This is a genomic window from Seonamhaeicola maritimus (assembly GCF_008056315.1).
GTDB classification, from domain to species: domain Bacteria; phylum Bacteroidota; class Bacteroidia; order Flavobacteriales; family Flavobacteriaceae; genus Seonamhaeicola; species Seonamhaeicola maritimus.
On record NZ_VRKQ01000010.1, the window covers coordinates 436,397 to 450,706 of the forward strand.

At 33.3% G+C, this 14,310-nt stretch carries 9 protein-coding genes; all 9 read right to left on the minus strand.

Going from position 1 to position 14,310, the window contains the following annotated elements:
- Positions 1-10: 10 nt before the first annotated feature.
- Positions 11-2,548, minus strand: coding sequence for a TonB-dependent receptor (locus FUA22_RS10115; protein WP_147767926.1), 2,538 nt, complete (start codon positions 2,546-2,548; stop codon positions 11-13).
- Positions 2,549-2,726: 178 nt separating this feature from the next.
- Complete coding sequence (gene pgi / locus FUA22_RS10120) at positions 2,727-4,346, minus strand: glucose-6-phosphate isomerase (protein ID WP_147767928.1); 1,620 nt, start codon at positions 4,344-4,346, stop codon at positions 2,727-2,729.
- A 1-nt stretch (position 4,347) separates the two neighbouring features.
- Entirely contained in the window at positions 4,348-5,667 is a 1,320-nt protein-coding gene (locus tag FUA22_RS10125) for a peptidoglycan DD-metalloendopeptidase family protein (RefSeq protein WP_147767930.1), read from the minus strand.
- Entirely contained in the window at positions 5,625-6,548 is a 924-nt protein-coding gene (locus FUA22_RS10130; protein ID WP_147767932.1) for a tryptophan 2,3-dioxygenase family protein, read from the minus strand. Before FUA22_RS10130 ends, FUA22_RS10125 begins: the two co-directional genes overlap by 43 nt.
- A complete protein-coding gene (locus tag FUA22_RS10135) occupies positions 6,548-7,330 on the minus strand; it encodes a DUF3108 domain-containing protein (protein WP_147767934.1) in 783 nt (260 codons plus the stop codon). Before FUA22_RS10135 ends, FUA22_RS10130 begins: the two co-directional genes overlap by 1 nt.
- 257 nt (positions 7,331-7,587) lie before the next feature.
- A complete protein-coding gene (gene hppD / locus FUA22_RS10140; RefSeq protein ID WP_147767936.1) occupies positions 7,588-8,748 on the minus strand; it encodes a 4-hydroxyphenylpyruvate dioxygenase in 1,161 nt (386 codons plus the stop codon).
- A 123-nt stretch (positions 8,749-8,871) separates the two neighbouring features.
- A complete protein-coding gene (locus FUA22_RS10145; RefSeq protein WP_147767938.1) occupies positions 8,872-10,029 on the minus strand; it encodes a homogentisate 1,2-dioxygenase in 1,158 nt (385 codons plus the stop codon).
- Between the two features lie 202 nt (positions 10,030-10,231).
- Complete coding sequence (locus tag FUA22_RS10150) at positions 10,232-12,478, minus strand: patatin-like phospholipase family protein (RefSeq protein WP_241664809.1); 2,247 nt, start codon at positions 12,476-12,478, stop codon at positions 10,232-10,234.
- A gap of 12 nt (positions 12,479-12,490) precedes the next feature.
- The gene (gene uvrC, locus FUA22_RS10155; protein WP_147767940.1) at positions 12,491-14,287 is read right to left on the minus strand and encodes an excinuclease ABC subunit UvrC; all 1,797 of its coding nucleotides are present in this window, start codon (positions 14,285-14,287) and stop codon (positions 12,491-12,493) included.
- Positions 14,288-14,310: the final 23 nt, after the last annotated feature.

The window sequence follows — 14,310 nt, forward strand, 5'->3', positions numbered from 1 at the left end:
TTTTCTTTTTTTAAAAATTAAGTTTTAACCCTACACTAAACGTTCTACCTGCCCCATAATAAACTAAAGCGGTATTTGAAGTTCCATCAACGTCATTAGCATCAGATACATACTCCGTATCAAAAACGTTGTTTATCTTTCCATTTAAAACAGCACCAAATGACCCCATGTCAAATGAATGTCTTAACCCAATATCAAATAAACCAAAATCTGGTAATTTCCAAACATCTGGCAAGTCTGAACTTCCTCTGTTGGTTACATCATAAGAAGCATAATTATCGCCTGCAAAATTATAATCTAAATAAAGATTAGATCCTTGAGTCAATTTATAGTTTGCACCAAAAGCAAAAGTAGTTTGAGCAGCATCACCAACTTTTAATCCATCAGCATAAACCTCAATAACATCTAATTCATCTCCTGCTTGGTCTCTAATAACAGCAGACACATCACTCTTCCATTCCCAATTACCTAAAGAAGCCATACCTGTAATTGATAAATTATTTGATGCTTTATATCTAAAATCAATTTCTACACCTTGATGTAACGCATCAATACCTGACAAATTGTAAAAATACATTTCATCATTTGGTCCTTGTAGAGATCCTGCATTTGCCTTATCTAACCAGTTAGTATGGTAGATATTTACATTAGCGCTAAACTTTTCGCTTCTGTAACCATAACCAATTTCTGCACTAAATACTTTTTCGTTTACAGCTTCTTTATTTAAATCAAGCTCATCATCTTCTAGAAAAACAATGCCATCTAAAAACGGAGCCTTAGAAAAATATCCAACATTAACAAATATGTTATTGTTTAAATCTAAGTTATAATTTCCACCACCTTTTATACCAAAACCAGAGAAATTAGCATCTTCAGACTCTCTGCTTCCAACAATTTCACTATTCATAAACTCCTTCTTGCTATAATTGGTATTTGATATATCTGCAGCAACAAAAGTATTAAGCTTATCATTTACTTGATATTCGGCTTGTGCAAAAACACCATATCTTTTTACAATACCATCATAATCTTTATTATACCTATCACCAACAGTTAAAGCTTGTCCGTAAGCAAATGTATCCGACTCATTATCTAAAAAGAAATCTCCTCCTAACAAATCATCAACCTCATACCAGTGATGCCCAACATAAGAACGCGCATCTAAACCTCCAGAAATAACTAACTTATCATTTACCCTATTTTTATAAGTAGATAAAATTCCATACCACTCATGTGAATTTCTTGAAGACGAGATAATATCTGTAGATCCGCCTATACCATTTGCTTTGTTTTCTTCAATTACTTTATCAAAATCAATTGGTTGCAAACCTGCAGAACCAATTCTATAGTTATTAGATCCTATTTTTGACCCTTCATCTCTACGCCCTCCACCAGAGCCAAATGAGGCATAAAAAGCGGTAGATAAAACTGACTTATCATTTATATTCCATAAGTGATTTAATGACATTTGTGGTTTATGATAGAAGTTGTATGATTGGTGATAAACCTCTCCGTTTTTATAACCCCAATCTTTATTAACTTTTTGAGGACCAGAATCTGTTTGTCTTAATTCAGCAATAGTAGAACGATTAAAACGTTGACCATGTGTTTGTTGCGCCCCAAAGGCTGTAAATGTCAACCTGTTTTTTTCATTTATTTGCTGAGATAAGCTTAAAAAATAATTGTATCCAGAAAATTCTCCTCCATCTATATAGCCATCTCCAGAAATTTTTGATGCACTAACAGTAGCAGCAAATCCATTTTCAGAAAGACCTGTGGAATAAGTCATGCCATATTTAAAGTAGCCATCATTAGCTAAAGAAGAAAAAACATTTCCTCCTTCTTCAACATCAGTGCTTTTTGTAATAATATTGATAGTACCCCCAATAGAAGGAACCGCAACTTTAGATGCTCCTAAACCTCTTTGAACTTGCATTGAAGAAGTAACATCTCCTAAACCTGCCCAGTTAGACCAATATAAGCGACCGTTCTCCATATCATTAACAGGAACCCCATTAATCATTACAGCCACATTTTCAGAATTAAAACCTCTTAAGTTAATTCTACCATCACCGTAACCACCACCAGCTCTAGTAGCATATACACCAGGTGTTGATTTTAGTATTTCAGGAAATTCCTGAGTACTTAACTTTAAAGAGATATCGGCTGCTTTAATAGTAGAAACAGCAACTGGTGTTTTTCTATCTACAGCAACAGAAGCAATAATTTGAACTTCTTCTAAGCCAACTTGACTTGATTCAAGTTCGATAGTTCCTAAATCTGTATCACCAGAAAAAGAAATTGTTTTAGAGTTATATCCTATAAAGGAAATTACAATCTCTCCAGAAGATGATGTAGCTTTTAAAGTAAAGTTTCCATCAAAATCTGAAGTAACACCGTTAGATGTGTTTGCCTCAACAACATTGGCACCGGGAAGTGGTACATTAGTACCTGCCTCTACAATTGTCCCTGATATTGTTTGAGCAAAAATTGCTGCACTAAATAACATAGCCACAGTCAACAATAAAAATTGTGTAGTTTTTTTCATTTTTTCAGAAAGATTAATTATTTAATTAATTGAAATTAGTCAGCGCAAAAATACATATAAAAACCTTAAAATTGTTATGCGTGCATTAAATTTAATTAACAATAACTTAACTAAAAAAGGCATGAATATTAAAATATTCATGCCTTTTCACCTTTTAGGCTATAAATAGTAAGCTTTTTTACTTCATACTTTTATAGTGATTCAACAAGTTTGAGGTAGAAGAATCATGCTCTGCTATATCCGAACAATTGAACTCTTTTAATATTTTTGAAGCCAATTGCTTTCCTAATTCAACACCAAATTGATCATAACTAAAGATATTCCAAATAACACCTTGAACAAATATTTTGTGTTCATACATGGCTATTAACTTACCTAAACTTTCAGGTGTTAACTTATCAATATAAATAGTATTTGTTGGTTTGTTTCCTTCAAATATTTTAAATGGAACAATGCCTGATTTTGTTCCTTCTGCAACAACTTGACCTTCAGTTTTTCCATTTAAAAGCGCCTCTGTTTGTGCTAAAAAATTAGATGTTAATTTATCTTGATGATCTTGATTTCCATGTAAAGACTTTGCAAACCCAATAAAATCAGCTGGAATCAATTTAGTCCCTTGATGAATTAATTGAAAAAAGGCGTGTTGTGAATTAGTCCCGGGCTCACCCCATATTAAAGTTCCGGTATCATAGTCAATTGGGTTTCCATTTCTATCAACGCTTTTACCATTGCTTTCCATAATACCTTGTTGTAGATATGTTGCAAACTGATTTAAATATTGAGAATATGCAATAACAGCCTCACTTTCGGCTTTAAAAAAGTTATTATACCAAATGCTAATTAAGCCCAACACTACTGGAATGTTAGATTCAAAATCTTCACTCTTAAAATGCTCGTCCATTTTGTGAGCACCTTCCAATAAGCTGGCATAATTTTCATAACCGACGGCTAAACTTATTGATAATCCTACTGCACTCCATAAAGAGAAACGACCACCTACCCAATCCCACATAGGAAAGATATTATTAGGGTCTATTCCAAAACCTTTCACAGCATCAATGTTTGTTGAAACTGCTACAAAGTGTTTAGCAATATCTTTTTCCGAAGCTGATTGTAAGAACCAATCTTTTATTGTATTGGCATTTGACAATGTTTCCTGAGTAGTAAAGGTTTTTGAAACTACTACAAATAGTGTTGTTTCTGGATCAAGCTTTTTAATGACTTCATTTACATGGTCACCATCAATATTACTTACAAAATAAGTAGTTAGGTGATTCTTATAAAATTGAAGGGAATCAACAACCATAGCAGGCCCTAGATCTGAACCTCCAATACCAATATTTACTACATGTGTAAACGGTTTGCCGGTAAAACCCTTTCTATCACCACTAACTACTTCATTTGTGAAAGCTTCAATCTTTCGTTTAACATTATACACTTCAGGTATTACATTTTCACCATCAACATTTACAATAGCTGTTTCTGGCGCTCTTAAAGCTGTATGTAATACGGCTCTTCCTTCAGTTTGATTAATTTTTTCGCCAGAAAACTGACTTTGAATCGCTTCCTTAAGCTTAACATCATCAGCTAATTCTAATAAATATTTAAAGGTTTCTTCGGTAATTCTATTTTTCGAGAAATCTACATAAAAATCATCCCATTTAATGGTTAATTTATTCGCTCGTTCCTTGTCTTGAGCAAATAAATCTTTCATATGTAAATTGTTCACTTTATTATAGTGGTCTTGAAGTTTACTCCAAGCATTAGTTGATGTTGGATTAATAGTTGGTAATGACATATTACGAATTTGATTGTTTAACTATAGTTTGTACTTGTTGCTCTTCTTGAATAATTTCTGGCTCGAAATTGATGTTATCTAACTTGTACCTTGTTGGTTTAATATATTCTAAATATCTATATTTCAACGAATCTGAAATAGGTTTGGCTTCAGGTAGTTTTTGTTTAAAAGGGTCCACCTGTCTGCCGTTTACCCAAAATCTATAACAAACATGAGGCCCACCCGTATTTCCTGTCATTCCTACCCATCCAATAACATCGCCTTGCTTAACAAATTCGCCCACTTTCACCTTGCGTTTTCGCATATGTAAATATTGCGTTTCATAGGTAGCATTGTGTCTAATCTTCACATAATTACCATTACCACCTCTACGTTCAGATTTGGTTACCGTACCATTTGCTGTTGCCATAATTGGCGTACCTATTGGAGCTGCAAAATCAGTTCCCTTATGTGCTCTCACTTTATAACCGTAAACAGCAATTCGTCTTCTTAAATTATAACGCGAAGAAATTCTACTAAATTTGACTGGTGCTTTTAAAAAAGCACGTCTTAAATTTTTAGCTTCTTCATTAAAATAATCAATTATGCCTTTAACCGAATCTGTTTCAAACTGGAAAGCATAAAATGGCTCATTATTATGCTCAAAATAAGCCGCTTTCACATCGTGAATACCTCCATAAATAGAGTCATCAATATATTTATCGGTATAAATTACTTTGAATCTATCACCTTTTTGAAGGCGCCTAAAATCAATAGTCCATGCATAAATATCATCGGCTAATTTATTGGTTAAAACCGGACTTACTCCTTTTGCATCTAAAGTTTCAGAAATGCTACTTGTAATTACACCAGTAACTGTCTTCTCAACGTAGGATATTGGCTTTCTACTTTTAAATGCATGAATAGAATCTCTAAAATTGATAACAATATACTCCTCCTTATTTGGCTGATAAATGAAGGATTCTGGTAATTCTAAAGAATCTTTTGAGCATAAAATTGTATATGGTTTTCCAGCTTGAAAAAATCTAGCAATATTATAAGTTTCCTTGGTTTTTTCAGCAATGTGAAATATTTTGGGATAACCTATTTTGTTTTGTTCTAAAATTTGCCCGAAGCTTTCTCCAGATCTTACAGTATCTTTTTTAACAACATAGTCATTTAAATTGAAACCAAACTCATATACATCTTTTGGTTCTTCAACTACAGCAACTTCTTCTATAATATCTTTCTTATCTTCTTTACAACTAACAAAGAAGGCAACTAAAAAGCCTATTACAATTAAATATTTGTTCCCCAATCTTCTATTTCTTTTTCTGTCCATAACTCTGGAAAAAATATCCTTTTTTGATATTTAGGATGCATATATTTCACCCATTCGCTACCACCTGTAGCCTCTGCTGTTTCACCTCCAATATTCAGATAATGGTTAGCCGTATTATAATGTGCCATAACCCACTTAATATTTACAGTATAATCATAGTGACGCATTGCTTTAATAAGAGCTTCATTTTCCTGAGCCTCTTTTGGTAAACTTTTAAATTTTGACCAAAGGTTATTTTCGTAATAAAACTTAGTAAATCTAATAAACTCTTCTTTATATTTTTCTTCAAAAACCGTTAAAGTATAAGTCTTTTTACCTGTTTTATAATCCTTTCCTGCCGCTTGCCAATATAAATGTTCAAAAGCATTTTGGTAAGACGAATTTCTATCAATGGTTTTCCTAAATCTTTTATCTATAAGATTAATCAATTCTGTTGAAGCAAATTCAATTTTTCTGTATTGGGCACTCTGAAATCCGCTGGCAGGCGTTAAAGTTTGCCGAAACTTGTTATATTGCTCTACATCCATCCCATCTTTCATAATACTAAAAGATGATGTAAGTACGTCAAAATAGCGACTTACACGCATTATCTTATCAGTAAATATAACAGCATCAACATCTTCATTTTTTGCCACCTGTTCAATTTCAGAAAGAATCATTTTAAACAAAAGCTCTGTAACTTGATGATACATAATGAAAACCATCTCATCTGGAAAATCAGTTCTTGGCAACTGTAGATTCAATAAAGCATCGGTCTGAATATAATCCCAATAAGTAATGGGTTTACTATACAACAAACCTTCTAAGTGATCTTCTAAATCCTGGTCTATTGCAGTATATTTTTCTTTGAGTTGGTTAGTTATTTTAGAATCTAAACTCATTATTGTTTAACTACTATTTGGAAAGGATGTTTTAATCCTTTAAAGGCATCTAAATCGGCTCTTAAAGATCCTACTGCCAAATCTGCTTTGATGCGCAAAGGTAATTTATTTTTGTCTTTCGACACCCATAGCGTTAAACTTTCTTCTTCTTTAAATACGCGTCCTGCCATTACATATGGCCTGAATTTTAATGTTTCTACATCACCAAATTCAGTATCTAAAATTTCCTCACCTAAATATCTTAGTTTGAAGCCGTAATTCTCTTCATCAAAAAACATATCTACTCTAACTTCATCACCAACCTCCAATGAATCCGTATTCATGTTATTTCTTAAATAATAAAAGGTTGACACCATGTCTTGAATATTAGGTTTGGTATCAATAATAGTTTTCTTTTTGTGCTTTTTATTATTAACGTAAGCCTTATTATTTAGCTGATCAAAATCAATTTCTATATCTTTTGTATAACCACCTTCATCAATATTTCTAACAAATTTATAAGGCACAATGGTTTCTTTATCAAAATAGCTTTCATATCTATCCCTTACTTTAAAGAACCATTTTATCATACCAGTAGTCCATCCCTTGCCAACTACATGGTATACATCTTTATTATCTAATTTGGTGTCTTTTACAGTAAGAGTAGCATTACCAGCTTTTAAAAAGCCACTGTAACTCATTCTGAATTTAAACCATTCACCATCTCCAAATGCCGATTCTTGTTGAGAAAAAGACATTTGCACGAAACAAATAGTTAATATTATAAGTAGTATTTTCTTCATTCTTTTTTTGGGTTATGTAATTAACTTCTTAAATACATTTTTATTGCTATAAAATCTTTGAATAAGCGTAATAACTATTAAACTATTGTTAGCTATTCAAAGCATTCTCACCTAAGAAATTACAATTACTATTCCAAAAATATAAAAAAACTTTGGACAGCTTCTTTATATAAGAAGTTCTTAACATTAATTTGTTACACAAAAAAGCACCATCTAGCACATTAGATGATGCTTTATAATTCTATATTAATACTTGTTTAAAGTGTACCTCGTCTTGCTTGTTCTCTTTCAATAGACTCGAAAAGTGCCTTAAAATTACCAGCTCCAAAACCACGCGCACCCATGCGCTGAATTATTTCGAAAAACAAAGTGGGTCTATCTTCAACAGGTCTCGTGAATATTTGAAGCAAATACCCTTCTTCATCTGCATCTATCATAATCCCAAGCCCTTTTAATGTTTCAATATCTTCTCTTAATTCATGATCATGAGCCAACAAGCGTTCTGGTACAGCTTCATAATATGCATCTGGAGGTGTTGATAAAAATTCCACCCCTCTGGAACGCATACCTTCAATAGTTGATATTATATCGTCTGTGGCAACCGCAATATGTTGTACACCAGAACCTTCATAAAAATCTAAATATTCTTCAATTTGAGATTTTTTCTTTCCTTCTGCGGGCTCATTAATTGGGAATTTGATACGACCGTTACCATTACTCATAACTTTACTCATTAAAGCAGAATATTCGGTATGAATTTGTTTATCATCAAAAGACAAGAAGTTTTCAAAGCCCATAACGTCTTCATACCATTTCACCCAAGTATTCATTTCACCCCAACCCACATTACCAACCATGTGGTCTACGTACTTCAAACCTAATACTTCTGGATTATAATCTGATTCCCATTTTTCGAACCCCGGCATAAATACGCCATTATAGTTTTTACGTTCAACAAACATATGTACCGTTTCTCCGTAAGTATAAATTCCTGCTCTTACAACCTCTCCATGTTCATCTTTTTCTACAAAAGGCTCCATATATGATTTGGCGCCTCTACTTGTTGTTTCTTGGTATGCTTTTCTAGCATCTTCTACCCAAAGCGCAATAACTTTCACGCCATCACCATGTTTTACAATGTGATTGTTAATAGGGTGTTTTGAATTAAGTGGTGTAGTTAAAACCAATTTAATTTTATCTTGTTTTATTACATAAGACACAGTGTCTCTGCTTCCGGTTTCTAAACCTCTATAAGCAAAAGATTGAAATCCGAATGCTGTTTTGTAAAAATGCGCCGCCTGTTTTGCATTACCAACGTATAATTCTACATAATCTGTTCCTAGAAGAGGCAAAAAATCTTGCGCTCCCTCAAATATTTTTTCTAAACCGTAGTTTACTGATTTTATGTCTTTACTCATGATTTTATGTTTTTAGCCCCGATTGAGGTATTTGTTGAAGCTCTTTTGTGAGATGTTGAAATTAATTGAACATGACGAGCAAAAAGCGACTACCGAAAGCGGGAAATAGCTTCTAATTATAATTTATTCCAACCAAGATTTATGGTAATCTTCATCGGCAATTTTCATAGCCTCTTCTGTAACCATTAATGGTTTAAAAGTATCTACCATTACCGCAAGTTCATCGGTTTTTACCTCGCCAATACTTCGTTCTGCTGCTCCTGGATGTGGCCCGTGTGGAATGCCTGCTGGATGCAGTGAAATATGACCTGCCTCAATATCGTTTCGGCTCATAAAGTCACCATCTACGTAATAGAGCACCTCATCAGAATCTATATTACTATGATTATAAGGTGCAGGAATGGCTTGCGGGTGATAATCATATAAACGTGGCACAAAACTACACACTACAAAGGCATCTGTCTCAAAGGTTTGATGTACTGGTGGCGGTTGATGAACACGACCTGTAATTGGCTCAAAATCATGGATTGAAAAAGCATACGGATAGTTGTAACCATCATACCCAATCACATCAAATGGATGTGATGCATATACCATTTCTATAATATCTCCTTGTTTTTTAACCTTGATGAGGAAATCACCATTTTCATTATAAGTTTCTAATTCTTGTGGCTGACGAATATCCCGTTCACAGAATGGTGAATGCTCTAACAACTGACCAAACCAATTTCTGTATCGTTTTGGTGTATAAATTGGCCTATGAGACTCTACAATGAAAAGCCTATTGTCTTCAGTATCAAAATCTATTTTATAGATAATCCCTCTAGGAATCAACAGATAATCACCATATTTAAAATCGAGATTACCTAACATGGTGCGTAATTTACCCGTTCCTTTGTGAATAAAAATTAGCTCATCGGCATCCGTGTTTTTATAGAAATAATCGTTTGTTAAATATTTTGGCGCCGATAAAACTATAGCACAATCTGAATTTACTAAAACCGTTTTCCGACTCTCTAAAAAATCATTTTCTGATTTCACTTGAAACCCTTTAAGACGATAGGATTTTAGGTTGTTCCTTAAAGCTATTTTAGGTTCTACACTGTATTGGTTTCTAATCTCCTTTACTTGTGTAGGACGTTGTTCGTGGTAACTATTGGTTGACATACCATCAAAACCAATGGTACCGAATAACTGCTCATAATACAAACTGCCATCAGGTTTTTTGAACTGAATATGTCGTTTATGTGGAATACTTCCTAATTTGTGATAAAAAGGCATATTGTTAATTTTAAATGTGAAAATAATAAGTTGAAAAGTTGTAAAACTTTAACTTACAGTCATATATAAATATACAAAAAATGCCTGCTTATTCAGGACTCCTCTTGATAAGATAGTGTAGAAATTGCAATAAGTCTTCGAAAAAAAACTTCATAACTCCACAAATATCGGTAAAATAAATTACTTGCTTCTTAACGAATAGTTAAAACCAGAAACCAAGATTTACAAACCAAATACCTTTGTTTCGTTCTGGAGAGTAGGTGTATTTAGCTTGAATGGGACCAAGAAAAGTATCAATAGCATACCCTAGAGCATAACCTCTGTAGTCTGGCAATGTAAACCATTCACCAGTATCAAATATATCATCATCAACATTAGCCCAATTACCTTCAATTGTTAAGTGGTGCTTTTTGAAAATCTCATAGTCTACACTGGCGGATGCCATTACATAACTATTACCAGTTAATGATATAAAATCGTATCCAAGAAACGGAATAAAGTTATTTATTAAATTATTACCATAACCTCCTAAAGCAAAATCTAATGTTTGAGTAGATTTATCACCAAATTTAAATCCGCCACTTGTTTTTAAGTTAATAGCTAGCATATCAGATAAACTAAAAGCATACCCCATATCTGCCTTGGCAATTGAAAAGGTTTCAAACTCGCTATTAAAATGAGAGGCATAAAGATAGGTATGCAAATCGCCATTAAAGCACACCCCTTTTTTCGGGAAATACTTATTGTCATAGGTGTCTAATTTTAATTCCCCAAAAAGGCTTAAGTAATCTGTATTTTCAAAAACAAAATCCTCATCTTCTTCATCAGCAGCAAGCGTTTCCGACTTAATTTCTAGTCGTTTATGTTCCGCACCTATACTTAGGGCAAAATCCTTTCTTAATAAGGTTTGTAAATAAAACTGATTAGTTTGATCTTGTAATTCCACATCAATTTTATTCAACCCAACCGCATCAAACTCCGTATCATCTAATAACAATTGCGCACTAATATTTTTGTGGAAATCATTAAACCTTGAACGCAAGCCTATGCTCCAATGAAATCCTTTATCAATTAAGTATTCAAAATTATAACGAACATTATCACCTAAAACCACATCCAATGAGGCAATATCATTATCAAAGAGCAATCTTTTCTTAGTTATATTTACCAATACGCCACTTTTATATAAATTATCATAATGCACTCCAAACTTTAAAAATGTGGTGGTTTCAGTTTCCTTTAAATTAGCAATAAAATCAAACCCTTCTTTCTCTCTTGAGGTTTTTAATTGGTACTCAAACGCCTCAAAGTTATTGGTTGCAATTAAACTATTGATACCTTTTAAAAGGTTTGAATAGCTTATTATTTCTTCACTTTTAAGTTTTAGTTTTCCTAAAACAAAAGACCTGGTATACTTTTCTAATCCTCTTAAAGATATTTCGTTTACTTTAATACTATCTTGAATATAGGGTTTTACATCTAATGAAGAAACATCATCTGTCCGTCTTTTTACTAAGGCTTTAAGTTCTGCCTCCTTTTCTAAACCAGCTAATATTCCTAAGCTAACTATTTGTTTAGCAGCGCCAAAAGACACTACATTATAATCTTTTATATTAGGCTTAATGTAAACATTCGTTTGCTTTGACTTCACCTCCATATCTTTTATTGTCCTGAAGTTGTTAATTTGAAGTAATACATCTGGCGCAGATTTTAGTTCTTCTCTTCCCATAAGTCCGTCTTGAACATCAACACCAATAATAATATGCATTCCTTTAGCTCTCAATTCATCAATAGGGTAATTGTTTACAACGCCACCATCTATTAAAATCATATCATTCAGGGCAACAGGCTGAAACAAGGTTGGCAAAGCACCACTTGCCATAATACTTTGGGTAAGACTACCTTTTTCTAACATTACCTGTTTACCAGTTTCCATATTGGTTGCAATACAGAAAAAAGGAATAGGGAGCTTGCTAAAATCTTCTATTTCATTAACATGAAGTAACAGCTTTAACAAATAATTGTATGCATTCTGGCCTCTTGAAAGTGCTGAAGGTAGTTTTAACTTATAATCATCAAATGGTAATTTTACAGCGTATTTTTCATCATTATTACGTTCAAAAAAACCTTTGGATGCACGAGGAAGGTTGTCTATAATGATGTTATCAAAATCAGCATCTCTAAAAATAGAATCCAGTTGATTCCCTGAATACCCTGACGCATACAAAGCACCAATAATAGCACCCATGCTGGTCCCTGCAACATAATCTACTTTAACACCTAAACTATCAATAACCTTAAGAGCACCAATATGTGCCAATCCTTTAGCTCCACCACCACTTAACACCAACCCAACTTTTTGTTTGTTGTTTTCAGATGTATTTGTTTGGGCTTTCGCGAAAATAAAAACAAATAGACATAAGATCGATATGATAAATCTTATTTTCAAATTAAACACTCTCTAGTTATTCCCATTGTAATAATTATAAACCTTTTCGGCTCTTGAATTTCCAACTACAGCCTCTAATTCATCTAACTTAGCATTTGCCACACGTTTAGCCGATTTAAAATGTTTTAATAACTCAACTACTGTTTTTTCACCAATCCCAGGAATGGTTTCCAACTCCGTATTTAACGCACTTTTACTGCGTTTATTTCGGTGGTGTTCAATACCAAAACGGTGTGCTTCATTTCGTAACTGTTGAATGATTTTCAACGTCTCGCTTTTCTTATCTAAATATAAGGGAATTGGATCATTTGGATAGTATAATTCTTCTAAACGTTTTGCAATTCCTATAATGGCAATTTTGCCTCTTAACCCTAAAATATCTAAACTTTTTAAAGCCGACGATAATTGTCCTTTTCCACCATCAATTATAATAAGTTGTGGCAGCGACTGATCTTCATCTAACAGCCGTTTGTAACGTCTTAAAACCACCTCTTCCATCGATGCAAAATCATCGGGCCCTTCAACAGTTTTAATATTAAAATGCCTGTAATCTCTTTTACTAGGCTTACCGTTTTTAAACACCACACATGCTGCCACCGGATGGGTTCCTTGTATGTTAGAATTATCAAAACACTCAATATGACGAGGTTCTTCGCTTAAGCGCAAATCGGCCTTCATTTGTGCCATAATTCTATTGGCGTGTCTGTCAGGATCTACAATCTTATCCTGCTTAAAACGCTCCATTCTGTAATACTTGGCATTCCTGAGAGATAAATCTAAAATATGCTTCTTATCACCCAACTTTGGAATAGTCACCTTTATTTTATCGCCTAAATCAACTTCAAAAGGCACATAAATTTCTTTGGAGTTTGAATGAAAACGCTGTCTGATTTCTGTAATTGCAAGCTCTAATAATTGCTTATCAGTTTCGTCTAATTTCTTTTTAATTTCTAAAGTATGAGACCTGATAATAGACCCGTAAGACAGTTGCAAAAAATTCACATAGCCATAGGTTTCATCGCTCATAATAGAAAACACATCAACATTGCTAATCTTAGGATTTACAATAGTAGAACGTGCTTGATAGTTTTCTAAGACTTCTATCTTTTCCTTTATTTTTTGAGCATCTTCAAACAACATGTCTTCAGCATATTGCTTCATTTGAGCCTTAAACTGATGTAGAGAATCTTTAAAATTCCCTTTTAAAATTTGCCGGATGGCTTTTATATTTTCGTTGTATTCTTCTTCTGTTTCTTTACCCTCGCAAGCCCCTTTACAGTTTCCTAAATGATACTCCAAACACACTTTATACTTACCTGCCTTTATTTTTTCTTCAGATAAATGATAATTACAAGTCCTCAAAGGATACAAACCTTTTATTAAATCCAATAAAGTGTGCACCGTTTTCCCGCTAGTGTACGGGCCAAAATATTCGCCTCCATCCTTAAAAACACGACGGGTAGAAAATACTCTAGGAAATCGTTCTTTCTTTATACAAATCCAAGGATAAGACTTATCGTCTTTCAACATCACATTATACCTAGGTTGATGCTTTTTAATTAAATTATTTTCTAAAAGCAGCGCATCTGTTTCTGTTTCAACCACAATGTGTTTGATATTGGCAATTTTTTTAACCAAAACCCTAGTTTTACCATAGTCATGTGTTTTGGTAAAATATGAACTAACGCGTTTCTTTAAATTTTTGGCTTTTCCAACATAGATAATAGTTCCTTCAGCATCAAAGTACTGATAAACACCCGGAGCATTTGGTAAGGTTTTAAGTTGAATATCTAAAGGTGTTCCACTCATTATATCAAAGGTATGCTAAAAGT